The 23,919-nt window shown below is 43.4% G+C and carries 30 protein-coding genes and 1 tRNA gene; 5 read left to right on the top strand and 26 right to left on the bottom strand.

What is annotated here, in order from left to right; genetic code table 11:
- Nucleotides 1-24 precede the first annotated feature (24 nt).
- From rimP to G5B60_RS02030, 6 genes are all read right to left on the bottom strand, one after another.
- Complete coding sequence (gene rimP / locus G5B60_RS02055; protein ID WP_164682347.1) at nt 25-507, bottom strand: ribosome maturation factor RimP; 483 nt, start codon at nt 505-507, stop codon at nt 25-27.
- A 352-nt stretch (nt 508-859) separates the two neighbouring features.
- A tRNA-Ser gene (locus G5B60_RS02050) sits at nt 860-946 on the bottom strand.
- Between the two features lie 41 nt (nt 947-987).
- Entirely contained in the window at nt 988-1,629 is a 642-nt protein-coding gene (trmB, locus tag G5B60_RS02045) for a tRNA (guanosine(46)-N7)-methyltransferase TrmB (RefSeq protein ID WP_164682346.1), read from the bottom strand.
- The gene (gene ccrZ / locus G5B60_RS02040) at nt 1,619-2,419 is read right to left on the bottom strand and encodes a cell cycle regulator CcrZ (RefSeq protein WP_115268365.1); all 801 of its coding nucleotides are present in this window, start codon (nt 2,417-2,419) and stop codon (nt 1,619-1,621) included. Before ccrZ ends, trmB begins: the two co-directional genes overlap by 11 nt.
- 58 nt (nt 2,420-2,477) lie before the next feature.
- Nucleotides 2,478-3,506 carry an ABC transporter permease gene (locus G5B60_RS02035; protein WP_164682345.1) on the bottom strand — a complete coding sequence of 343 codons (1,029 nt, stop codon included), beginning with the start codon at nt 3,504-3,506 and terminating at the stop codon, nt 2,478-2,480.
- Between the two features lies 1 nt (nt 3,507).
- Entirely contained in the window at nt 3,508-4,233 is a 726-nt protein-coding gene (locus G5B60_RS02030) for an ABC transporter ATP-binding protein (RefSeq protein ID WP_164682344.1), read from the bottom strand.
- A 72-nt stretch (nt 4,234-4,305) separates the two neighbouring features.
- On the opposite strand from G5B60_RS02030, the gene G5B60_RS02025 reads away from it, so the two are divergent.
- Both G5B60_RS02025 and G5B60_RS02020 read left to right on the top strand, forming a co-directional pair.
- Entirely contained in the window at nt 4,306-4,725 is a 420-nt protein-coding gene (locus G5B60_RS02025) for an HIT family protein (protein ID WP_164682343.1), read from the top strand.
- The gene (locus G5B60_RS02020) at nt 4,722-5,027 is read left to right on the top strand and encodes a hypothetical protein (RefSeq protein ID WP_164682342.1); all 306 of its coding nucleotides are present in this window, start codon (nt 4,722-4,724) and stop codon (nt 5,025-5,027) included. Before G5B60_RS02025 ends, G5B60_RS02020 begins: the two co-directional genes overlap by 4 nt.
- Nucleotides 5,028-5,061: 34 nt before the next feature.
- Here the strand turns inward: G5B60_RS02020 and brpA are convergent, their stop codons facing one another.
- The 5 genes from brpA to G5B60_RS01995 all read right to left on the bottom strand — a co-directional run bounded on the left by brpA (nt 5,062) and on the right by G5B60_RS01995 (nt 9,474).
- Nucleotides 5,062-6,282, bottom strand: coding sequence for a biofilm formation/cell division transcriptional regulator BrpA (gene brpA, locus G5B60_RS02015; RefSeq protein WP_164682341.1), 1,221 nt, complete (start codon nt 6,280-6,282; stop codon nt 5,062-5,064).
- 10 nt (nt 6,283-6,292) lie between these two features.
- Nucleotides 6,293-6,820, bottom strand: coding sequence for a GNAT family N-acetyltransferase (locus tag G5B60_RS02010; RefSeq protein WP_164682340.1), 528 nt, complete (start codon nt 6,818-6,820; stop codon nt 6,293-6,295).
- Nucleotides 6,807-7,253: a tRNA (adenosine(37)-N6)-threonylcarbamoyltransferase complex ATPase subunit type 1 TsaE gene (gene tsaE, locus G5B60_RS02005; protein ID WP_164682339.1), complete on the bottom strand. Its 447-nt coding sequence runs from the start codon at nt 7,251-7,253 to the stop codon at nt 6,807-6,809. The genes G5B60_RS02010 and tsaE overlap by 14 nt, the downstream gene beginning before the upstream one ends.
- A 101-nt stretch (nt 7,254-7,354) precedes the next feature.
- On the bottom strand, nt 7,355-8,776 hold the full coding sequence (locus G5B60_RS02000) for an NCS2 family permease (protein ID WP_115268346.1): 1,422 nt from the start codon (nt 8,774-8,776) through the stop codon (nt 7,355-7,357).
- An 89-nt stretch (nt 8,777-8,865) separates the two neighbouring features.
- Nucleotides 8,866-9,474: a DUF1361 domain-containing protein gene (locus G5B60_RS01995; RefSeq protein ID WP_164682338.1), complete on the bottom strand. Its 609-nt coding sequence runs from the start codon at nt 9,472-9,474 to the stop codon at nt 8,866-8,868.
- A gap of 134 nt (nt 9,475-9,608) precedes the next feature.
- Here G5B60_RS01995 and G5B60_RS01990 point away from each other — a divergent pair, with 134 nt between their 5' ends.
- Nucleotides 9,609-10,421 carry a Cof-type HAD-IIB family hydrolase gene (locus G5B60_RS01990; RefSeq protein WP_164682337.1) on the top strand — a complete coding sequence of 271 codons (813 nt, stop codon included), beginning with the start codon at nt 9,609-9,611 and terminating at the stop codon, nt 10,419-10,421.
- A gap of 233 nt (nt 10,422-10,654) precedes the next feature.
- Nucleotides 10,655-11,929: a serine--tRNA ligase gene (gene serS, locus G5B60_RS01985; RefSeq protein ID WP_164682336.1), complete on the top strand. Its 1,275-nt coding sequence runs from the start codon at nt 10,655-10,657 to the stop codon at nt 11,927-11,929.
- Nucleotides 11,930-11,974: 45 nt separating this feature from the next.
- Here the strand turns inward: serS and G5B60_RS01980 are convergent, their stop codons facing one another.
- A complete protein-coding gene (locus tag G5B60_RS01980) occupies nt 11,975-12,433 on the bottom strand; it encodes a GNAT family N-acetyltransferase (RefSeq protein ID WP_164682335.1) in 459 nt (152 codons plus the stop codon).
- Between the two features lie 119 nt (nt 12,434-12,552).
- Between G5B60_RS01980 and G5B60_RS01975 the strand changes: the two genes are divergently transcribed.
- Nucleotides 12,553-12,750, top strand: a complete 198-nt coding sequence (locus G5B60_RS01975) for a hypothetical protein (RefSeq protein ID WP_164682334.1) — start codon at nt 12,553-12,555, stop codon at nt 12,748-12,750.
- A gap of 9 nt (nt 12,751-12,759) precedes the next feature.
- Here G5B60_RS01975 and G5B60_RS01970 read toward each other — a convergent pair whose 3' ends face one another.
- The 14 genes from G5B60_RS01970 to fabT form a co-directional block, all read right to left on the bottom strand.
- Nucleotides 12,760-13,323: a cysteine hydrolase family protein gene (locus G5B60_RS01970; protein WP_164682333.1), complete on the bottom strand. Its 564-nt coding sequence runs from the start codon at nt 13,321-13,323 to the stop codon at nt 12,760-12,762.
- Nucleotides 13,324-13,953, bottom strand: coding sequence for a ribonuclease P (locus tag G5B60_RS01965; protein WP_164682332.1), 630 nt, complete (start codon nt 13,951-13,953; stop codon nt 13,324-13,326).
- Between the two features lie 66 nt (nt 13,954-14,019).
- On the bottom strand, nt 14,020-14,790 hold the full coding sequence (locus tag G5B60_RS01960) for an acetyl-CoA carboxylase carboxyl transferase subunit alpha (RefSeq protein ID WP_164682331.1): 771 nt from the start codon (nt 14,788-14,790) through the stop codon (nt 14,020-14,022).
- Nucleotides 14,787-15,653, bottom strand: a complete 867-nt coding sequence (accD, locus tag G5B60_RS01955; protein WP_164682330.1) for an acetyl-CoA carboxylase, carboxyltransferase subunit beta — start codon at nt 15,651-15,653, stop codon at nt 14,787-14,789. Before accD ends, G5B60_RS01960 begins: the two co-directional genes overlap by 4 nt.
- Before the next feature lie 8 nt (nt 15,654-15,661).
- A complete protein-coding gene (locus tag G5B60_RS01950) occupies nt 15,662-17,032 on the bottom strand; it encodes an acetyl-CoA carboxylase biotin carboxylase subunit (protein ID WP_164682329.1) in 1,371 nt (456 codons plus the stop codon).
- 25 nt (nt 17,033-17,057) lie between these two features.
- On the bottom strand, nt 17,058-17,483 hold the full coding sequence (fabZ, locus tag G5B60_RS01945) for a 3-hydroxyacyl-ACP dehydratase FabZ (protein WP_115268327.1): 426 nt from the start codon (nt 17,481-17,483) through the stop codon (nt 17,058-17,060).
- A complete protein-coding gene (gene accB, locus G5B60_RS01940) occupies nt 17,480-17,947 on the bottom strand; it encodes an acetyl-CoA carboxylase biotin carboxyl carrier protein (RefSeq protein ID WP_164682328.1) in 468 nt (155 codons plus the stop codon). The genes fabZ and accB overlap by 4 nt, the downstream gene beginning before the upstream one ends.
- 1 nt (nt 17,948) lies before the next feature.
- The gene (fabF, locus tag G5B60_RS01935; RefSeq protein ID WP_164682327.1) at nt 17,949-19,181 is read right to left on the bottom strand and encodes a beta-ketoacyl-ACP synthase II; all 1,233 of its coding nucleotides are present in this window, start codon (nt 19,179-19,181) and stop codon (nt 17,949-17,951) included.
- Between the two features lie 15 nt (nt 19,182-19,196).
- Nucleotides 19,197-19,931 (bottom strand): 3-oxoacyl-[acyl-carrier-protein] reductase, encoded by a 735-nt coding sequence (fabG, locus tag G5B60_RS01930; protein WP_164682326.1) that lies wholly within the window; start codon nt 19,929-19,931, stop codon nt 19,197-19,199.
- A gap of 11 nt (nt 19,932-19,942) precedes the next feature.
- The gene (fabD, locus tag G5B60_RS01925; protein ID WP_164682325.1) at nt 19,943-20,863 is read right to left on the bottom strand and encodes an ACP S-malonyltransferase; all 921 of its coding nucleotides are present in this window, start codon (nt 20,861-20,863) and stop codon (nt 19,943-19,945) included.
- Nucleotides 20,864-20,923: 60 nt separating this feature from the next.
- Nucleotides 20,924-21,883: an enoyl-[acyl-carrier-protein] reductase FabK gene (fabK, locus tag G5B60_RS01920; protein WP_115268317.1), complete on the bottom strand. Its 960-nt coding sequence runs from the start codon at nt 21,881-21,883 to the stop codon at nt 20,924-20,926.
- A 276-nt stretch (nt 21,884-22,159) separates the two neighbouring features.
- Entirely contained in the window at nt 22,160-22,384 is a 225-nt protein-coding gene (locus tag G5B60_RS01915; protein ID WP_115268315.1) for an acyl carrier protein, read from the bottom strand.
- Nucleotides 22,385-22,469: 85 nt separating this feature from the next.
- The gene (locus G5B60_RS01910) at nt 22,470-23,444 is read right to left on the bottom strand and encodes a beta-ketoacyl-ACP synthase III (RefSeq protein WP_164682324.1); all 975 of its coding nucleotides are present in this window, start codon (nt 23,442-23,444) and stop codon (nt 22,470-22,472) included.
- Nucleotides 23,444-23,878, bottom strand: a complete 435-nt coding sequence (gene fabT, locus G5B60_RS01905) for a fatty acid biosynthesis transcriptional regulator FabT (RefSeq protein WP_164682323.1) — start codon at nt 23,876-23,878, stop codon at nt 23,444-23,446. The genes G5B60_RS01910 and fabT overlap by 1 nt, the downstream gene beginning before the upstream one ends.
- Nucleotides 23,879-23,919: the final 41 nt, after the last annotated feature.

Raw genomic sequence — 23,919 nt, 5'->3', positions numbered from 1 at the left:
TTGCTTAACAAGAAATTTCCTTTCTTAAAGTTTAACAGCTAAGCGGGCTTTGGCTACCGTCTGATAGGGAATCGTAACGGTTTTTGTACGTGTCTTGTCCTTATAGTTTAGCGTCAGCTCATCCCCATCAAAAGCAACCAAGTCTCCCTCAAACACCTTGACCTTATCAATAGCTTGATAAAGGCTGATATTGACATAAGAGCCAACAGCATTTTGTAAGCTTTCTTTGGTCTTTAACGGACGCTCTAAACCAGGACTTGAAATCTCTAGCATGTACTGCTCTGGAAATGGATCTGGCTTTATAGTATCAAGTAGTGGGCTGATGACCTCAGTCAAATCCGCCGTATCCTCAACGGTGATCCCTTCTGGCTTATCCACCAAAATACTTAACACATAATCACCGCCAAGCTTTCCATACTCGACATCCACCAACTCAAATGGTGCCTTGATCACAGGACTCACAGTCTCTGTGACAATGGCAATAATATCTGCTGCTGCGATACTCATCCCCTCCTTACTCTCTAGCCTTAGAAAGACAGAGCTTTCTAAGCTATTTATTCAACTTGTGCTTTGGCACTTTTCGTACAAGATAAGAGGCGAAGTCATCAACTCCGCCCCTCCTATTCTAGTACTACTTTATAGTCATTATACCACAGACTTGACTATAAGACAAGTCCTAAACTCAAAGGAGAGGAAGCTCTATTAGATAATTAGCTTGAACATAACGTCATAAAAAGAGTGACTGGTAAAACTGTACCAATCACTCTTATATAGTCAAAGAGATTTTTCAAAAACTTGAAATTTAACGGATGAAAAGCGGGTGAAACACTCTAAACCCTTGATATATCAACACATTAAAAGGAGAGGAGGGGATTCGAACCCCCGAGCCCCGTTAAGGACTACACGCTTTCCAAGCGTGCGCACTCGGCCTCTATGCGACCTCTCCACATAAGAAGTCTATGGTAGACATAAACTCCATTTATTGTATCATGAATTGAAAGAAACTTCAACCCTGTAGATCACCTGACCTTTGTTTGAAAATTTCTCTTCGTACTCTGTCATGACATTTCCCTCAAAGTCACTAGCATGCAAATCTAGCCAAACCTGCTTGATGGTCATGCCGTACTGGGACATGCTAGCAAGACTGTACTCAAACAGACCACGATTATCCGTCTTAAAGTGAATCTCACCCTTTTCAGGCAAAATCTGCTGATAAGTGTCCAAAAAAGTCTTGTAGGTCAAGCGACGTTTTTCATGACGTTTTTTAGGCCAAGGGTCGCTAAAGTTCAGATACATCAGATCCACTTCGCCATTTTCAAAATAATCAGTCAAGCTAGAGCCGTCTACTAAGAGCAGCTTGACATTGGGACAATCACTTGCAATCACTTTATCAAGCGCATAGCTAAGCACAGACGGCTGCAGGTCAATGCCGATATAGTTGATATCAGGGTTTTGCTTTGCCATTCCTGTGATAAAAGCACCTTTTCCTGAGCCAACCTCGATGTGGATGGGGTTGTTATTACCAAAAAGCTCCTGCCAATGTCCTTTGGCGTCTTCTGGTTTTGAAACTACAAACTGAGGATGGTTTGCTAGGTGTTCCTCGGCACCTTTACGTCGTCTAACTCGCATCTTCTTTTGTCATCATTTCTCTAAATTTACGTAAACCATAGATTTCTTGGTTGACATACTCCATATCACGTTGGTCAAAACATGTGGTAATCTGATTGAGATAAGAGAACTGCCCAAACCAATTGATTTTACGGCGGACCTTCTCATTATCCTTGTAGCCATAGCCTTTTAGCCACTCATGCCAACGATTTCTAGGGATGTAGTGACTAAGGAGATAGGCCACATCATACATCCGATCGGTCAAGCGTACAGAATCCCAATCCACCAGATAAATCAGCCCACTCGTTGTGATAATCCAGTTGCTGTTTTTAATGTCACCGTGGACAATGGTTGCAATATCTGAATTGAACTCAGGGAGACTACGGCGAAGATCCTTGACAACGCTTTGCAGATAAGTATTTTCACGGATTTGCAGCGCAGCATTTTTCTCCCAAGACACTAATAAATCATAGGGATTTTCAATTTTATAGTCCAACTGTAAGAGTTGGTTGACTAAGGGTCTTGACTTGTGCAGGCGCACTAGGATTTGCATGACTTGTTTACTGGTCATGTCCTCACGTGTCAAAATCCGTCCATCCAACCACTCCTGCGCACTCATCATATCACCATTTGCGGTACGTCTTGCCCACAAAAGTTGCGGAGCGATTTGTTCTTTTGCAAGGGCAGGTAAAATCGGAGTGGTATTTAACTTGACAAAGATACGCTCTCCATTAGGATATTGTCCAATATAAGCCTTGCCACTCTTGCCACGTAAAGGCGTGAGGGTAAGCTCTTGTTCTGAATTAGCCACAGGCTTCTCCTTTCTAGATGACTTGATTTCTATCACCATTTTACTTGTTTTTAAGCACTTAGTCAATCATCTTCCGTATCTTGTAAGAAAGATAGCCCTCAACTAAGACAACCATCACAAGCACAAGTAAGAGGCTAGCTTGAAGATTAAAGGTCAATACCAGCTCGACAGCTGTCATAAGATAAGCAAGCACACGTAAAAACTGCTTGAGATCCTGCTTTTTTTCTTGATTTCCAATCGGATAGAGTTTGATGAGGTATTGGTAATCATAATGGCTATAGAGTGCTAAGAGCTGAAAGAGCAAGAGATAGTTAAAAACGAGAGCCAGACCTGCTGCTAAAAAGCGGTTGCTAATAAAGAGCAGAGACAACACAGCTAGCGCAAATAGACGCACAAAAAGGGAAAAATAGTCACCACTGCGTAGGAACGCCCTCACATAGAGGTTGGACCAGAGTTTTTTCTTTTGTAGGAGCTTGAGTACACCGTCTAAGAATTTACGGCGCTTAACCGAGGTGGAGATACCCTTGACTGTTGTAAACAGGGCAAAGAACTTCAAGAGAGATTGCTTGCGTCTCTCCTCATCAAAAATAGCACGCTCCCAGTCTAACTTGCCAGCTTGCACCCATTTTTTTGCTTTATAGTCCATGATAAACCACTTGACAAAAGCTAGAATCACAAGCATGAGCACAAAACTCAAAGGCGCAAAACCGAGCTTTAGAAAAATCGGTGCTAAGATAATAAGAACAATAGTCTGCACACTCACCCATACACTGTAAGCTCTGGTCTTTGCACGCTTGATTTGCGCAAGGACTGCCTCTTCTTTTGGCAATAAAAACTGCTGGTCAGCACTCTCCAAATAAGTCGCAATGCTTCCAAAACCTAAAAGGACGAGTATCACCAAAATCATAACTAGCCACACGACCCAGGTGTCTTTTGGAAAATGCGCTAGCAATTGGCTGTATTGTAGCAAAACAAACCCAAGCAAGAACATGAGAGCTAGGACAAAATGGTCATTAAAAACATAGCGCAAATACTTCAGCACCTGATTGGTAAAGGTGCGTCGCCTCTTATCAAATAGTTCTCTCATCCTAGACCTCTTTTGTTAGTAGCATGTAAATGTCATTGAGACTAGCGTTTTCCATGTGAAATTGCTGACGCAAATCAGCCAGTGTCCCATCTGCTAAAACCTCGCCATGGTGCAAAATGACAAAGCGATCACACATCTTCTCTGCCGAATCCAGCACATGCGTACTCATAAGAATCGACGTCCCCTTCTGCTTTTCCTCCTCCAAAAGAGCAATCAAGTCTGTAATCGCCAGCGGGTCAAGCCCTAAGAAGGGCTCATCCACAATCAGCAAACTCGGCTGGATGATAAAGGCACAAATAATCATGACCTTTTGCTTCATCCCCTTTGAAAAATGCGTTGGAAACCAATCAAGCTTGTCCTTAAGACGAAAGAGCTCTAATAGCTTCTCGCTACGCTCCAGGGCTCCTTTGACGGGAATATCATAAGCCATAGCCACCGTCTCAATATGCTCACGAAGGGTCAACTCCTCATAGAGACTAGGCGTCTCAGGGATGTAGCCAATCTTTTTGCGGTAGCTCGCTTGGTTTGCCTCAATCGTCTCACCATCAATCCTAATCTTGCCTTGATAAGGCGTCAAAAGACCGATAATTTCCTTAATCGTCGTTGACTTTCCAGCACCATTTAGCCCAATGAGACCTACCAACTCACCGTTAGCGACCTCAAAAGAGACCTTTTTTAACACGGGGATATTGACATATCCGCCAGTAACATTTTCGAGTTTTAACATGCGATTTCTCTCTAACTTTGTTATACTTATAGTAAGTATTATAACAAAAAGACGGATAGAAAGGGTACTTTTATGGATAATTGTATTTTTTGTCGTATTGTCTCTGGAGACATTCCTTCTTCTAAAGTGTATGAAGACGATGAGGTTTTAGCCTTTTTAGATATTTCTCAAACCACCAAAGGACACACACTAGTCATTCCAAAACAGCATGTGCGAAATGTCCTTGAGATGGACGAAGACGCTGCAAGCACTGTCTTCTCACGTGTCCCTAAGATTGCACGTGCCCTCAAAAAAGCAACTGGCGCTGCTGGCATGAACATCATCGCTAATAACGAAGAAATCGCTGGACAAACAGTCTTTCACGCTCATATCCATCTTGTCCCACGCTACGGTGACAATGACGGGCTCGCTATTTCCTACACAGAGCATGAGCCTGACTTTGAAGCATTAGCTAAGCTCGCTGAAACCATCCAAAAGGAGATGAGCGTATGAAAAAACGTCAAGCCATCACCTTAGGACTCGTCGCAACGGCTGGTCTTGCGACTTATCTGACTTACAAAAACCGCTACCGTATCCGAGCACTGCTCCAATTTGGTAAAGATGAGATAACAACAGCAGCCGCTTCTATGGATAATATCCAAAAAAACATCCAAATCATCCAAAACCAAACAGAGCTCATCAAACAGCTGAGCCAAGAGAGCAAAGAAAAATGGCGTCTCTTCCAGCAAGAAACCGCACCAAGATTAACAGAAATCAACACAAGACTTGATCACATTAAAGAACTCACTCAATAACAAGAAAAACTCTGAGGAAATCCTCAGAATTTTTTTACTGCCCATAATTGTAATAAGAGTTTTGTGTGCCGGTATCATAGGTCTGACCAGAGTAGGCACTGCTTGCCGTTCCTGTATCTGAATAGGTACCGTAGGTGTTTTGACTACTGTAGTTACTATAGGTCGAAGCTCCTCCACCTGTATCATAACCTGAGTAAGAACCATAAGATTGATTGTAATCCGTGCTATCACCTGACGATGACAGACCATAGTAATCTTCATAGGTAATCGCCGTTGTGGTAAGAGTCTTGGATGTTTTCTTACCAAGCGCTTTTTTGATGTTATTTTGAATCTTGAGCAGGTGGTCATTACTTACAATCTGATAAGACACACCGTTGATCTCTTGACCGTCACCTTTTAGCTGATAAGACTTGATGTTTGAAAGAGCGTCCGAATAGCCTAAGAGACTTGGAATGGTGCTGGAGTTAATCTCGATATTGGTCTGCATGTTCTTGCTGACCGCTGATAAAATCTTACGATAAGAAGCGACACTATCGAGTGACAAAATCTTCTTCATCACTTTTTGGATAACCTCACGCTGACGCTTCTGACGTCCATAGTCACCCTCTGGGTCGTCGTAGCGCATACGAGCGTAGACAAGGGCTTGGTCACCATTGATTTTATGAGTTCCAGGCTCTACTGTCGCCGTATAATCGGGCTCATTTTCAGCAATAGAGATTGGGAAATCAAAGTTATTGGTTACGGTGATACCACCAACGGCATTGACCAAGTCAACAAGCCCTTGCATGTTCATCTGCATGTAGTAGTCAATATTCATATTGAGAAGTTTATTGACCGTCATCAGTGCCATCTCAGCGCCACCAGAAGCGTAGGCAGCGTTGAGTTTTGCAGCAACACCGTTCATGTCATTGTCTTCTGGACCAGTCAGATTGACATAAATATCACGCTCAAGACTGGTCATAGTCGTCTTTTTGGTCTTAGGATTAATGGTGACAACAATCATGGTATCACTATTTCCCGACCAAGTGTCTGTACGGTTATAAGTCCCTGTATCTACCCCCATAAGGAGAATCGAAATGGGTTTGTTTTCCTTGATGGTCGTATTGTCAGACTTGATATTTTTGTAGTTTTTAAAGGTTTTTGAAAACTCATTGGCTGAGAAAAAGTAAGCAGAGGTGGCATAAGCCCCAATCGCAATCACCGTTGTCACAAAAATCGTGACAAGCATTATTAAAATCTTCTTTCCGATACTCATCTTCGTTTCTTTAGTTACCTTCGATCATTTTACTCATCATACAGACGTCTAAAAAGTCACCTGTCTGGGCTCTTGCCCCACGTTTTTTTATACCTTCTAGCAAAAAGCCATGCTTTTGGTAGATGTGAAGCGCCGCTTGATTACGCTTTTGCACGGTCAACTCTAAGCGCCTTATCACACCGCTGTGCTCTGCCCAGTCAATCGCTTCTGCTAAAAGTAGCTGCCCCAGACCACAGCCCCAGTAGGACTTTTTCACCGCTAGAAAAATATCGCCGATATGGCTGACGCTGTAGTCTTGCTTTCCTGCGACATTGAGCACTGCTATCGCTTCATCCTCCAACATCACCAGTAAACACAAACAATTGTCGTGAAGCTGACTTGAGCTGATAAATGCTTCCATCTCATTTTTAGTCAGCTGGTCTTGACTATCTTCTGTGATAAAGTCAGACTCAAGACGCACGCACTCTAGCAATTTAACAAGTGCATCAGCATCACTTGGCTCAGCCACTTTTACAATAACTTCTTTAGCTTCTTTCATGGATATCGTCTATAATCGCTTGAGAACGCTCGCCGTGTGCTTTAAATCTAAGCGTGCGTCCATCGTCTTTACGCTCAAGGATAATTTCTAAATAATCGCCTAAAAGCGCATCATCTAACAGCTCACCCCACTCGATAACAGTGACACCCTCTCCATACAAAAAGGTATCAAGGTCAATCGAATCTGGATCGTCACCGATACGGTAAACATCCAAGTGATAGAGCGGAAACCTGCCCTCATACTCACGAACAATGGTATAAGTCGGACTTTTCACCATCTGCCTAACACCTAGCCCTCTAGCTATGCCTTTTGTTAGCGTGGTCTTTCCAGCTCCCAAATCACCTGTCAAAACGATAATATCACCAGCCCGCAGACTTTTAGCGAAAGCTTCGCCATAAGCCTCAAGCTCTGTTTCATTATGACTATACAACATGACACCATTATACCAAAATTTAAAGAGACTTCCAAATTAAAATTAAGAGAAAAGTCAAAAAGAAATAGCACCTACCTAAGTAAGCGCTATTTCTGACCTCATTATAATAAAGCAAGACTGACAAAGTTTAGGATAAAGAGAATATCAAGAACCCAGATAAGTCCATGCACTTCTCTTGCTTCGCCCTTAAAGATTTTTGCCAAGGTGTAAAAGAGGAATCCAACAGCAATACCGTGTGTGATACTGTAAGCAAATCCCATGAAAATAGAGGTGAAAAATGCAGGAATCGCAACACTCAAATCATCCCACTCGATGTTTTTCAGATTAGACAACATCATAACCCCAACGATGATAAGAACAGGAGCTGTCGCTGCATTTGGCACAATAGCAAGTAGTGGACTAAAGAAACTTGAGATAGCAAAGAGAATAGCCACAACAAGAGCTGTCAATCCTGTACGTCCACCAGCGCCAATCCCTGCTGCAGACTCAACGTAAGTCGTCACATTTGACGTACCCGCAATAGCCCCAACGGTTGTGCCGACAAGGTCTGAAAAGAGGGCACGGTCAAGTCCTTTAGACTCATTGTTTTCCCCTGTTTGTGCTACAATACCAACCTTTTGCCCTGTTCCGATAAGTGTCCCAATGGTATCAAAGATATCTGTCAGAGAAAAGGCAAGAATGGCCATCAAGACACTTGGGATACGAGACACGTCTGAAAAGAGCGAGCCTAGCCCCTCATGACCAAGCGCAACACCAAAGATAGATTTAAAATCCTTGAAAGCTGCTGTGATATTGGTTGAGGCAAAGTTAATGTCTGAGAGATTCACCACACCTGCTAAAATCGCAACAACAGTTGTTAGGGCAATCGAGATGATAACCCCACCCTTGATGTTCTTGATAACAAAGAAAGCTGTAATCACAAGACCAATAATAGCGACAATCACAGATGGCTCTGTAAAGGCAACTAGAGACGGTGTTGCAGAAGCATTTGCTGTGATAGAGGCTTTAGCAGCGTCTGCACCTTTTCCAAGAACCGTGTACTTGCCTGGGTCAATAGCAAACTGCAAGAAACCAGCGTTTTTAATCCCAACATAGGCTAAAAAGATACCGATACCAGCTGAAATGGCTGATTTCATAAAAGCAGGAATGCACTCAATAATCATCTTGCGCACCTTGGTAACGGTGATGATAACCGAAATGACACCACACAAGAACACCATAGCAAGCGCTTCTTGCCAAGTGTAGCCTAGCGACCCACAAACGGTGTAGGTAAAGAAAGCGTTAAGCCCCATCCCAGGCGCTTGCGCATAAGGCATATTGGCATAAAAAGCCATCATCAAGGTTCCTGCGATTGCTCCAATGATAGTCGCTAAAAAGACACCTTGTGCTGGCATACCAGTTTGAGATAGCATGGCAGGATTGACAAAGAGAATGTAGCTCATTGCAAAGAAAGTTGTCAAACCAGCAGTCACTTCTGTTTTGACATCAGTACCATGCTCTGTTAATTTAAAAAACTTATCCATGATAATATACGGATACTCCTTTTGATAATAGCATCGTCTCTTATAAATACCGAACGATACTTCTATATTATCAAATAAACGTTTCTATTTCAAGCTTTATTTAAGGTTTCATCTTCTAGAAAGACAAGTGTCAAGATTTGTAAAAAAGTAAAGCCCAGCACAAAATAAGCAGCTGTTCCTGTCGACCACACGCTAGCCAACTCATCAATAACAACTTTTGGTCGGGTGAGAATATCCCAGCTGTTGAGCCTTGCGTAGCGTCCAATATGAATGGCAAAACTAGAAATCACAGATAAAGCGCAAATCAAAGCGAGACGCAAAGGATAAGAGGTCACCTTAAACGATTTGAACATGACCTTGACACTCTCAGTGCCTGATAAAACGCCAAAAAGGATACTGGAGACAAAGAGCATGTACAAAATCAAGCTAGTCTTTTCCCACAAGACTGTGCTTGTAAAGTTCATGTGCACGATGTCTGTTAGCATGTAAAAGGTATTGGGATAGAAAAAGAACCAAAAAAGTGCGAGAAAAAGCTTAATAATCGGCTGTTTTACAAAATAAACCAAGGCTGCAAAATCAAAAGCCACCAGCGCTAAAAACATATTCCAAACCAAATCTGGACCGCTAACCTGATAATACTTAATCCCTAATGAAATCACAGCAAAAAACAAGTGAATGAGGATAATTTTTTTCTTCATGAGTCCCTCCTTCTTTTGGTGAGTGTTTTTTATTATATCAAAAAAAGCGACTAAGACCCAAAAAAGACTGTCTAAAAATCGGACTGAAATGGATTTTTACAGTCAAAGATAAGCTTTTGTGCTATAATCTTAACATGACTAAAAAAATAATTGCACTAGATTTAGACGGTACTTTGCTGCGCTCTGACAATACCATCTCAGATTACACGGTGGATGTGATTAACCGTATCAGTAAGCAAGGACACAAAGTCGTCATTGCAACAGGGCGTCCTTATCGCATGGCGCTTGAGCACTACAAACGTCTGCAGTTAGACACGCCCATGATTAGCTTTAACGGCTCTTTGACCCATTTGCCAGAGAAAAAATGGAGTAAAGAGCAAAACGTCACCTTGGATAAGAAATATCTCCTTGGCACGCTCCAGATGAGCGAGACCATCCAAGCTGACTTTATCGCTAGTGAGTACCGCAAAAACTTTTACATTACCCTTAACTACCCAAACAGTATCAATCCCGCTCTTTTTGGTGTCCATAAAATCACAGAAAACATGCGCATGGATGTGGATAAAATCACAAGAGACCCCAATGCCCTTCTCATGCAGACACGCCATAAAGACAAGTATCAGCTGGCTAAAGAGCTGCGCAAGCACTTTGATTACAATGTCGAAGTCGACTCATGGGGTGGTCCGCTCAATATCCTCGAATTCTCCCCAAAAGGAGTCAACAAAGCCTTTGCTCTAAGCTATCTCCTGTCTGCTCTCAATATGACCAAAGATCAGCTTATCGCCTTTGGAGATGAGCACAACGATACTGAAATGCTTGCCTTTGCAAGTACTGGCTACGCTATGAAAAACGCTAGCGAGACACTTCTGCCATACGCTGATAAGCAGACAGACTACACCAACGAAGAAGACGGTGTCGCAAAAGAGCTTGAAAAACTTTTCTTATAGCTTATGGTTTACACTTTTTGAAAAATACGATATAATGACAACAACGGATAAGTAACGCTATCGCCCTTTTTAGAGAGTCTGCGTGTGGTGTGAGCAGATAAGAGTCAGCGTGAAATCTACCGTGACTATCTTTATCGTAATCAATAAATCAAGTGCACTCAGGTGAAGCTGGATGGAACCGCGCATTATGCGCTCCAGCGGCTTTGCTTGGGTGCTTTTTTTGGAGGAAACTGATGTTAGATTTGAAACGTATCCGAACAGACTTTGAAGCAGTCTCAGACCAGCTGGCGACACGTGGTGTCAAAAAAGAAACGCTTGAAGAACTCAAAGCGCTTGACCAAAAACGCCGTGACTTGCTCGTGACATCCGAAGAGGCAAAAGCAAAACGCAACACTGCGTCAGCTGCCATTGCACAAGCAAAGCGTAACAAAGAGGACGCTAGCCAACAAATCGCAGCCATGCAAGAATTGTCTGCGACTATCAAAGGCATTGACAAAGAACTGGCAGAGCTTGATGAGACCGTTCACTCTATCATCACAACTCTTCCAAATATCCCAGCAAAAGATGTGCCAGTCGGTGCTGATGAAGACGAAAATGTTGAAGTGCGCCGTTGGGGCACACCTCGAAACTTTGACTTTGACGTCAAAGCACACTGGGACTTGGGTGAAGACCTTGGTATTCTTGACTGGGAGCGTGGCGCTAAGGTCACTGGTTCACGTTTTCTTTTCTACAAGGGCTTAGGCGCTAGACTTGAGCGTGCACTTTACAACTTTATGCTAGACGAGCACTCTAAAGAAGGCTATACCGAAGTGATCCCACCTTACATGGTCAACCACGACTCTATGTTTGGTACAGGGCAATATCCTAAATTTAAAGAAGATACTTTTGAGTTAGCAGATAGCGACTACGTGCTCATCCCAACTGCTGAAGTACCACTCACTAACTACTACCGTGGTGAAATCATTGACGGTCAAGAGTTGCCAATTTACTTCACAGCTATGAGCCCTTCTTTCCGCTCTGAAGCTGGTTCTGCTGGACGTGACACACGTGGGCTTATCCGCTTGCACCAATTCCACAAGGTTGAAATGGTCAAATTCGCTAAGCCAGAAGAGTCCTACGATGAGTTGGAAAAAATGGTAGCTAACGCTGAAAACATCCTTCAAAAACTAGAACTCCCTTACCGTGTGATTACCTTGTGTACTGGAGACATGGGCTTCTCAGCTGCTAAGACTTATGACCTTGAAGTGTGGATTCCAGCGCAAAACACTTACCGTGAAATCTCATCATGCTCTAACACCGAGGACTTCCAAGCTCGCCGTGCGCAAATCCGCTACCGTGACGAAGCTGACGGCAAGGTGAAATTACTCCACACCCTAAACGGTTCTGGTCTCGCTGTTGGACGTACTGTCGCTGCTATCCTTGAAAACTACCAAAACGAAGACGGCTCTGTCACTATCCCAGAAGTGCTTCGTCCATACATGGGTGGCGTTGATGTGATTAAGCCCTAATAAATACTAAAAGACGACTCCAAAAGGAATCGTCTTTTTCTTATACTATAGCCATTTTTCCATGTAAACCATATCCATGCCTGCCTGCTCTGGTTCGACCTTGATAGGCTTGTAGCCTAACTTTTCATAAAAAGCGACCAGCTCTTTTTCTTGTAAAACTGTGCATAAAACCCAGCGCTTGACAGAAGGATAAAGCCTCTCCAAGTCCAACATGGCCTTGCTGGCATAGCCTTTTTTCCTGGCACTAGGAGCTAGACCAATCAGACCAATCCAGCCTTCATCGGCATTTTCAGCCACAGTCGTCCGAATGAGACCGACAGTCCTCTTCTCCTCAACGATTTTATAGTAGCGACAATTGGGTCTAGAAAAGCGTGAACAAAAATCCTCCAAGCTTTCTATAGCCGGATTGTACTGGTCATGGTAGGTCTCATAGAGTGCAGCAAAAGCACTGTGCTGCAAGTCTAACAATTTTTTTGCTTCTGAAACATCTGCTAATACTAACATCACAACCTCCACAATAAGTTTATCTCTATCTTTCATTATACCATAAAAACGCTTTCAAAAATAGACTTGTCTTTCTCAGTCTAATCTGCTAGTCTGATAGTGAAAAGGAGGAGTATTCTATGCTATTTATTGTCATCAAATTATTTGCTCTAGTCGTTTTTGGCTTTTTCCTCTTTTTGGCTATCGCTGTCATGCGCTTTGTCGCTAAGCGTTTATCACCCTTTTGGCAACTCGTCACCTTCATCCTCATTTGTCTCGGGCTTGGTGCGCTTCTTTACCCCGTCCTTTTTATCCTCATGTTTGGCTACAACTCCTAGCTTCCCAGACTAAGTCTGGGATTTTTTTGTCAAATGAGCTAGTATCTCATCTGTTGACAAGATAGTGGCAAACTCGTCCTTGAGACTAGCGAGATTGATCCTGTGGATAAGCTCCGCTGAGAGAAGATGATTATCCACATCAGAAAGAGCAAAGCTAGCTGTCGCATCGCTGATGAGATAGGTTGAAAAGCCAAAATTATCTGCCATACGAGTGGTCGTTGATACACAGTGTGGCAAGGTCAATCCACAAATCACCAGCGTCTCTAGCTTTTCCTTGTGCAGATACGCTTCTAACGCTGTCCCGATGAAAGCACTGTTGACCGCCTTTTGAAAAAGAACCTCACCTGCTAGAGGTTCAAAACCAGCCTTGAAAGCACAGCCGTCTTTCTTTTCATAAAACTGCGACTCTGGTATCGAACTCACGTGCTGGATATGCACAATCGGTAACTCTCGCTCCCTAAAAAAGGCCAATAAACGCTTGGCATTTTCTTCAGCAAAAGGGTTATTGCGCTCACCCCAAGTGCCATTGTCAAAAGCCTGCTGAAAATCAATCATAACCAATGCTGTGTCCATCTACGCCTCCTTTGTCGCCCAATAATAAGGCAGAACCTTTTGAAAACCATCTGCCAGCTTATCCGTCAAGTCCTCTAAAGTCTGCTCCTTAGAAAGAGGCACGTCATACTTGACCAGCACTTTCCGAACTAACTTATCTCGCACCTGCTCTTTTAGCATTTGGCGGTTAGATTCACTTCCTGAAACAGGATAGCTCTCCCCATCTTTTTGCACTTGATAATAAAGAGGAGCAGCAATGGGCACATCCAAGACACGCTCCTGCCTAGTTAAGGTCGTTTCTGACTTTTTACGCTCAATAAAACTCACCTCGCAGCTAATCCCAAAAGCGTCCGTCTTGCCATAAAGTCTAATAGCTAGCGCCACCTCGTCCTCTCCATCTTCTGGGCGTTTAAAATAGCACCAAAAATGCGGTCGCCCAAGCTGGGCTTGACTCGCCCAATTGCTGACACGCTCCATCTGAAAAGGAGCCACCTTTTCTTCTAGCGCCTTTGAAATAGCGGTAAAAGCCTTTCTCGCTTCTTGGCCTGCAGCTTTAAAGGTCAGCATTTCCTTCTCTAGCGCACCTGCTTTTTCAGGCTTGATATACTTCATCCCTTGATAAGAGAGGTAGTGGTTTAGTGCTTGGTACATTTTCAATCTCCTTACAATCTCTTAGAACGACTAAAAAGACGACTCCGTCTTTGACGAGCAATCTTTTTAGTATTTTCGAAAGCGTTGATAACGCTCTTCTAGCAATTTTTCTAAAGGTAACTGGCTAAGCGAGTCGATCTCTTCAATGAGTGCTGCTTTTAGCATATCGACAATTTCACTAGAGAAATAGCCGTGCTCTGGGATGATACGGTCAATCACACCCATCTGTAGCAGCTCGCCTGCTGTTAACTTCATCAATTCTGCCGCCTCAGGTGCTCTGCTGCCATCTTTCCACAAGATAGAGGCAAAACCTTCAGGACTCAAAATAGCATACATGGTATTTTCAAGCATCCATACCTTATCAGCTAGCGCCAAGGCAAGCGCCCCACCAGAGCCACCCTCACCGATGATAACGGCAATGATAGGCACCTTGAGGTCACTCATCTCAAGGAGATTGCGAGCAATCGCCTCACCCTGTCCACGCTCCTCAGCACCAACACCGGGATAAGCGCCAGCGGTATTGATAAAGGTAATAACTGGACGACCAAATTTTTCTGCCTGCTTCATCAAGCGGCATGCCTTACGGTAGCCTTCTGGATTAGGCTGTCCGAAGTTACGCTTGAGGTTGTCTTGTAGGTTTTTACCTTTTTGGATACCAATGACAGTGACAGGACGACCATCTAGGCGTGCGATACCTCCGACAACAGCACCATCATCACCATAGTGTCTATCACCATGTAGCTCGATAAAATCGTCAAACACTTTCTCGGCATAATCCAGAGTCGTCAGACGATTTTGGTCCCGAGCTTCTTTTAAAATGCGGGATACATCACTCATAACTCACCTCCGTGCAATGCTAATAGCTGAGCGATGGTCTGACGTAAGTCTGTACGCTCCACAATCTTGTCCACAAAGCCATGCTCCAAGAGAAACTCTGCCTTTTGGAAACGGTCTGGCAAATCCTCACGCACCGTTGTCTCAATGACACGACGCCCAGCAAAACCAATAAGAGCTTGCGGCTCAGCAAGGATAATGTCCCCTTCCATAGCAAAGCTAGCTGTCACCCCGCCCGTCGTTGGGTCAGTTAGAACAGTCAGATAAAAGAGACCAGCGTTTGAGTGACGCTTAACAGCTGCAGAAATCTTTGCCATCTGCATCAGACTCATGATACCCTCTTGCATTCTGGCACCACCAGAAGCGGTGAAAATGACAACAGGGAGCTTTTCTTTTGTCGCTAGCTCAAAGAGGCGAGTGATTTTCTCACCGACAACCGTTCCCATACTTGCCATGATAAAGTGTGCATCCATGATAGCAAGTGCTACTTTTTGGTCGCAAATAGTCGCTAAACCAGTAAGCACTGCCTCATCAAGACCCGTTGTCTCTTTTGCTTTTTCGAGTTTTTCCTCATAGCCTGGAAATTGCAGTGGATTTTTGCTAGCAATACCAGTAAACAGCTCTTCAAAACTGCCCTCATCCACCGTCAGCAAGAGACGCTCTTTGGCGCTAATGCGAAAATTATAGTGACACTGTGGACAGATTTTGGCAAGCCCTAGGTCCTTTTGGTAAATCATGTGCCGACATGCTGGGCACTTGGCAAAGAGCTCATCAGGAACTTCTGGTAACTCTAGCTCTTCTTGACGGCGCACCGAACGGTTGGGATTGATACGGATATATTTATCTTTTTTACTAAAAAGTGCCATAAGTCCTCCTAGTCCTCAGTTTGTTCGTACTCGGGTAAAAAGGTTTCCATCAAAAAGGCAGTATCATAATCACCTGCAATAACACGAGCGTCAGAAATCAAGTCCATCTGAAACTCGCTATTGGTTACCACACCTTCAATTTCAAGCTCATACAGCGCACGCTGCATTTTCATCAGCGCATCAAAACGGTTGCTGCCATGAACGATGATTTTAGCAATCATACTGTCATAGTAAGGCGGGATGGTGTAGCCTTGGTAAACAGCAGAGTCCACACGCAAGCCAACACCACCCGATGGCAAGTAAAGTTCAGTAATCTTACCTGGACTTGGTGCAAAGTTAAACTTAGGATTTTCAGCATTGATACGGCACTCAATAGCGTGCCCTTTTAAGCAAATATCCTCTTGAGAAACAGACAATGGCTGCCCAGCTGCGATACGAATTTGCTCTTTGACGATATCAACGCCTGTCACAAACTCAGTCACAGGGTGCTCTACTTGAACACGTGTATTCATCTCCATAAAGTAGAACTCGCCTGTTTTTTCATCAAGGAGAAACTCAATCGTTCCTGCATTTTCATAGGAAACAGCTTTGGCAGCTCGAACAGCAGCCTCACCAATCTTTTGACGAAGAGTCGCCCCAATCGCAATAGATGGGCTTTCTTCCAAGACCTTTTGGTTGTTACGCTGCAATGAGCAATCACGCTCACCTAGATGGACGATATTGCCAAAATGATCGCCTAAAACCTGAACCTCAATGTGGCGGGCAGGGTAGATGACCTTTTCAATGTACATAGCACCATTACCAAAGGCTGCAAGAGCTTCCTGTGAGGCAGACTCAAAAGCTGCCACCAAGTCTTCTTGGCGCTCAACCTTGCGGATACCTTTACCACCGCCACCTGCTGAAGCTTTAAGCATGACTGGATAGCCAATAGCGTCTGCCACTTCAAGCGCTTCTTGAGTCGTTGTGACCTCACCTTTTGAGCCTGGAATAACAGGGACATTAGCTTTTATCATCTCAGCACGTGCATTGATCTTGTCACCCATCTTGTCCATGACAAGTCCAGATGGTCCGATGAATTTAATGTGCAATTCCTCGCACATGGTGGCAAATTTTGAGTTTTCACTCAAAAAACCAAAGCCTGGGTGAATAGCTTGCGCTCCTGTGACAATGGCTGCAGAAAGCACAGTATTCATATTGAGATAAGAGTCGCTTGATTTACTAGGGCCAATGCAAATAGCTTCATCTGCTAGAATGGTATGAAGCGCCTCTTTATCAGCTTCTGAATAAACCGCAACCGTTGCAATTCCCAGTTCACGTGCCGCACGGATAATCCGCACCGCAATTTCCCCACGGTTTGCAATCAATAGTTTTTTGAACATCCCATTCTTCCCTTCTAGTTACTCTCTAGTTTTTACCAAGCGCAAAGGTTAAGGTTCCACTAGCGGCTAATTGTCCGTCTACTTCTGCCTTAGCTTCTACTACAGCGATTGTGCCACGGCGTTTGACAAATTTTGCCGTCATGACAAGCTGATCGCCAGGAACAACTTGCTTTTTGAAGCGAACCTTGTCCATACCAGCGTAAAAGACGAGTTTTCCTTGGTTTTCTTCTTTTGACAATTCCAAGACACCTGCTGTCTGCGCAAGAGCTTCCATGATGAGCACTCCTGGCATAACAGGGTATTCTGGAAAATGCCCATTAAAGAAAGGTTCGTTGATGGTCACATTTTTAATAGCTGTGATTTCGTCCTCAGATACTTCTAGGACTCTATCAACCAAAAGCATGGGATAACGATGAGGAAGTGCTTCACGAATTTTTGTAATATCAATCATTTAATACGTACCAATCCTTTACCAAATTCTACAACTTCTTCATTTTCAACCAGAACTTCAGTGACCACACCGTCTTTAGGTGCCGGTACTTCGTTCATGACTTTCATCGCTTCGATGATAAGAAGCGTTTGTCCTTTTTTGACAGTATCGCCAACAGAGACAAAGTTTGGCTTGTCAGGTGCTGGTGCTAAGTAAGCCACACCAACCAAAGGACTCTCTACAAGGTCGCCCTCTGCAACAACTTCTGTGCTTACTTCTACCTCTACTGGTGCAGAATTAACACTAGCAGGCTGCGCTTCAATAGGTGTTAGCGGAACTTCTAAGATAGGCTCAGCTGTCTTTTCAGCAGACACTAAGCTGTTTTTGCTGAAGTGCAATTCATCACTAGCATTGCGGTAAGAAAACTCACGCAAGCTAGAGCTGTCAAACTGCGCCATCAATTCTTTGATTTCTGAGATATTCACACTAATCCTCCCAACGTTTGAAAGCTGTCACGGCATTGTGTCCACCAAAGCCAAAAGTGTTAGAAAGAGCGTACTCAATTGGAGCATCCACACCTTGACCATAGATGACGTTAGCTTCGATATCTTCTGATAATTCCTTGGTACCAGCTGTCATTGGCACATACTGGTGACGAATAGCTTCGATAGTAGCAATAGCTTCAACACCACCTGCAGCCCCTAGAAGGTGTCCTGTAAAGGATTTTGTAGAAGATACTGGCACATCTTTTCCAAGAACAGCGACAATAGCTTGGCTTTCACTGTGTTCATTGGCTTGTGTAGATGTTCCATGGGCATTGACATAGCCAACTTGACTAGCGTCGATACCTGCTTCATTCATCGCTAGTTTCATAGCTTTTGCTGCACCTGAGCCGTCTGGTGTTGGTGTTGTCATGTGATAAGCATCACAGGTATTTCCATAACCAACAACTTCTGCTAGAATAGTAGCGCCACGTTTTTGAGCGTGCTCTAGGCTCTCTAAAATAAGGATACCTGCTCCCTCACCCATGACAAAGCCATTTCTATCCTTGTCAAATGGGATAGAAGAACGTGCTGGATCTTCTGTTTGAGAAAGAGCTGTTAGGTTTTGGAAACCTGCGATACCGATTTTTGTGATAGAACTTTCAGAACCACCACAGATGACCACATCTTGAAGCCCAAATTTGATTTCACGAAAGGCTTCGCCGATAGCGTCATTAGCAGACGCACAGGCTGTTGTGACAGACTTACATACCCCTTGAGCATTTAAGCGCATAGCGATATTTCCAGCAGCCATATTAGACAAGGCTTTAGGGATAAACATCGGCTGTACACGCTTTGGACCACGGGCATTTAAGCGTGTAATCTGATCTTCTAGCTCTTGTAGACCACCGATACCGCTTGAAACGATAACACCAACACGGTCGTGATCGAGATTGTCTGTCTCTAATTGTGCCATTTCTACAGCCTCTAGCGCTGCATAAATCGCATAAAGAGAGTACATGTCCATTCTATTTTTGTCTTTACGTACAAAGTATTTATCAAATGGGAAATCTTGGATTTCACCGGCATTGTAAACACTAAAATCTGTTGTGTCAAACTTTGTGATCGGACCAATTCCAATTTTTCCTGTTTTTAAACTGTTCCAAAATTCTTCTGGAGTATTTCCGATTGGTGATGTGACACCATAACCTGTTACAACTACTCTATTTTCAGTCATTAACCTACCCTCTTCTTATTGCATGGTCATGCCACCATCAATGGCAAGCACTTGACCTGTTAGATATTCTTGTTTTGCTAAAAATGCGACCACTTCAGCAACCTCTTCAGGTTTTCCGATACGCTTCATCGGGATTTGCGCTAGCATGGCATCCTTTAGCTTATCAGGAATAGCATCTGTCATATCAGACTCGATAAATCCTGGCGCTACTACATTGACACGGACACCACGACCAGCAACCTCACGTGCTACTGACTTGCTAAAGCCAATCAAACCTGCTTTTGAAGCTGCATAATTGGCTTGTCCGACATTTCCAACCAAGCCAACAACACTTGAGATGTTGATAATAGCACCAGAACGTGCCTTACTCATAGGCTTTAGAACTGCCTGTGTCATGTTAAAGGCACCTGTCAAGTTGACTTTCAAGACTTTTTCAAAGTCCTCTTGTGTCATTTTGAGCATGAGCTTATCGTTTGTGATACCTGCATTATTGACTAGGACATCAATGTTACCTAAAATCTTAGTTGCTTCAGCTACCATGCGTTTGCTATCAGCCTCATCAGACACATCGCCACTAACAGCTAGAACCTCGCCATTGTAGTGTGAAAATGTCTCAAGTAGGCTCTCAGGCACCGCACGACGTCCATTGAGGACAACATTGGCACCTAGTTGCGCAAATTTATGAGCAATCGCTAAGCCGATACCACGTGTTGAACCTGTTACAAAAACCGTTTTTCCATGAAGTTCCAAATTATTGCCTCCTATCTCGCAAGTAGTTCTTCCAAGCTAGCCTTGTCGTAGACAGAAACACTTGGAATTGTCTTATCAATTTTTTTCAAGAAACCAGCCAACACCTTACCTGGACCAATCTCAATCACATCTGTCATACCCAGTGAAACCATTGTGTCAATCGACTCATAAAAACGCACCGGCTCCATGACTTGACGAGCTAGTAGAGTCTTAATCTCACTTTTTTCCATGACACGTGCTTTTGTATTGCCAATGAGTGGCAACTTAAAGTCCTCAAAAGTAACTGCCTCAAGCTCTTTAGCTAACTTGTCACTGGCAGGCTTCAATAAAGCCGTGTGGAAGGGACCAGATACTTTTAGTGGGACAAGGCGCTTAGCGCCAGCTTCTTTGAGGTAATCCACAGCCGCATCAACTGCTGCAACTTCGCCACCGATAACGATTTGTGTCGGTGTATTGTAGTTAGCTAGAGAGACGATACCCTCTCTAGAGGCTTTCTTACATGCCTCCTCAATCGTGTCCACCGGTGTATTGAGGACAGCGACCATCTTACCACTACCACACGGAGCAGCTGACTCCATGTATTCACCACGCTTTACGACAAGTGCCAAAGCACTCTCAAAATCAAGTGCTCCAGAAGCTACTAGAGCTGAGTACTCGCCCAAGGAAAGACCTGCAACCATATCTGCGGTAATTCCTTTTTCAAAAAGCAAGCGATAAATCGCAACAGAAGTTGTTAAAATAGCAGGTTGGGTGTAGCGGGTTTGATTGAGTTTTTCCTCATCTTCGTCAATCAACTTGCGCACATCATAGCCTAAAACCTGACTTGCTTGATTAAAAGTTTCTTGTACAATCGGGTAGGTCTCATAGAGATCACGCGCCATTCCAAGACTTTGGGCACCTTGACCTGCAAATAAGAATGCGGTTTTCGTCATTTTGTCCTCCATTCTCTAAGATCAGTTAGAGAGTGTTTTTTGTTTAGCTCAAAAGAAGTGTTAATCTTCTTCCCAGCGTTTAGCTTCTTCTAGGATAACATCACGGGCGCCGTAGTAGAGGTCTTTTAAAATCTCTTCACAGGTTTCTTCTTTGCTAACAAAACCTGCAATTTGACCTGCCATCACAGAACCATAGTCGACATCACCATCAACAACGGCATTACGGAGTGCACCAGCGCCGAGTTCTTCGATTTCTGCTTGGGTGATTTTTCCAGCTAAGAAATCTTTTTCAGCCTTAGCATAGGCTGTTGCCAATTTATTTTTAAGGGCACGTACAGGGTGTCCCACAACTTGTGCAGACACTACCGTATCGATGTCTTTTGCTTTTAAGATTTTTGCCTTAAAGTTAGGGTGAGCATTAGACTCTTTAGCGACAACAAAGCGAGTACCGACTTGGATAGCTTCAGCTCCCAACATAAAGCCTGCTGCAGCACCTCGTCCATCAGCAATACCACCAGCTGCAATAACAGGAATAGACACCGCATCCACCACTTGGCGCACAAGTGTCATAGTGGTCAACTTACCAATGTGACCTCCTGCTTCCATACCTTCAGCAATGACAGCGTCAGCTCCCATTTTTTCCATACGACGGGCAAGAGCTACACTTGGAACCACTGGGATAACAGTAATCCCTGCTTCGTGAAAACGATCCATGTATTTCCCTGGATTACCAGCACCAGTTGTGACAACCTTGACCCCTTCTTCAATGACAAGATCAACAATGTCTTCGACAAATGGTGAGAGGAGCATGATATTAACCCCGAAAGGTTTGTCTGTCACGGCTTTAATCTTATCAATATTAGCCTTGACGACTTCTTTAGGAGCGTTACCACCACCGATAATACCTAAACCACCTGCTTTTGATACGGCAGCTGCCAAATCACCATCAGCAACCCATGCCATACCACCTTGAAAAATAGGATATTTAATGTTTAATAATTCTGTAATACGACTTTTCATATCTACACTTTCTAAATCTTGGCTAAGCGACTAAAGCGGAAACAAAACGCTAGAAGCGTTCTATTCCACCTTTAATCGCTTATCTAGCTCTATATTACTAAAGCGCTTGTCAATAGAATTTGATAAAGATGTGACCTTTATAATTTGAAGGTCAAACTATCTAGCTACTAATAAGGAGCGAACACAAGCCTTTGTGCTTGCTGTCCACTCCTGCATGGTTTTTATGCTATTGCAACCACCATGCGCTAAAAAAGCATCTGCGTTAGTTGCTAGTCTTTATTTTGTTTTTTCTTCAACGTAAGCAACCAAGTCACCAACTGTGTTAAGACCTTCTTCAGTTTCGATTTGGATGTCGAATTCATCTTCGATTTCAGAGATTACTTGGAAAACATCAAGTGAGTCTGCGTCAAGATCATCAAAAGTTGTTTCCATTGTCACTTCATCTGTCTCTTTACCAAGTTCTTCAACGATAATTTCTTGTACTTTTTCAAATACTGCCATGATATAGCTCCTTTTAAATAAATAATGTGATTGATTAGCTAACAACTAGCTAAAGTCTATATAACTGTGCTTATGCACAATATACCTAAATTTTAACAATTAGACTGCCCCATGTCAATCCTCCACCAAAACCTGATAGTAAAATTGTTTGGCTGCCGTCTAATCTAATAGTGCCATTGTCTACCGACTCGGATAATAATATCGGAATACTTGCGGCACAGGTGTTGCCATACTCCATCATATTGGCTAAAAACTTCTCTCTATCAACACCGATTTTCTTAGCCATCTTGTCTAGGATACGGATATTAGCCTGATGAAGCAAGAGATAGTCAATGCTATCTGCTGTAAAGTTTGAGCTCTCAATGAGCTCTGCAATACTTTTTGACACATCACGGATGGTAAAGTCAAAAATAGCACGCCCATCCATAGTCACATAAGGAAGATTGTCCTCAACCACTGAAAATGGTGAGTTAAGACCGACAACACCCGAGATGAGCCCATCTCCTCTACTACCGTCTGCATGCAGAGACTCTGCTAAAAAGTGTGCTTTATCGGACGCTTCAAGCAAAACCCCACCAGCACCATCACCAAACAGCACTGCCGTTCTGCGGTCGCTCCAGTCAATGGTCTTAGAAAAGGTTTCAGCTCCAATCACCAAACCCTTTTGGTAAAGCCCAGACTGGATAAACTTTTCAGCCGTTGATAAGGCAAATACAAAGCCACTACACGCCGCTGTCAAATCAAAGACAAAAGCATTTGTCGCACCGATAGCTGCTTGAACCTTGGCTGCGGTTGACGGCATCATACTGTCTGGCGTCACTGTCGCTACGATAATAAAATCAATGCTACCAGCCTCAAGAGAAGCTTTCTCAAGTAATTGTTTGGCTACTTGACTCGCTAAATCAGCTGTTGATTCATCTTTTGTGATATGGCGATTTTTAATACCTGTACGGCTTGAAATCCACTCATCACTCGTATCCATTATCTGTGATAAATCATCATTTGTAATGACTTGTGAGGGCACATAATGCGCCACTTGACTAATCTTTGCATATCTCATTAGACGAGCTCCTCTAAAAATTGATGTAAATTGCTCAACCCCTTGGTCAGAGCTTCAACATCTGTTTCGTCAAAATCCTCGACAATTTGATCAACCAAACGCTTATGGAATTTGCTATGCAACCGATCAACCAAACGCCCTTTTTTCGTCAAACTCAGATAAACAACCCTACGATCAGACTGTGAACGCCTGCGCTCAATATAGCCTTTAGCTTCAAGCTTATTCAGACTTGCTGTTACTGTTCCTAGTGTGATCATCTGCGCACGAGCGATGTCACTTGGAGTCACTTTATCATCCTTACCAATAATTTCAATCGTGTGCATCTCTTTTAGCGAAATGTCACTAAACTGGCTTGTTTTCAAGCTCATTTCCTCGATGACTAAAACCTTATTGAAAATATCTACGAGATAAGCATTGATTTGACTATAATCCAAGTTCCCTCACTCCTTTACATAAAACTTTGACTATCAAAGTT

Origin of the sequence: Streptococcus hyointestinalis (genome assembly GCF_011039275.1) — a bacterium.
Lineage (GTDB): Bacteria > Bacillota > Bacilli > Lactobacillales > Streptococcaceae > Streptococcus > Streptococcus hyointestinalis_A.
The sequence above is the reverse complement of the archived record's forward strand: the minus strand, read 5'-3'. Positions and strand labels throughout refer to the sequence as shown.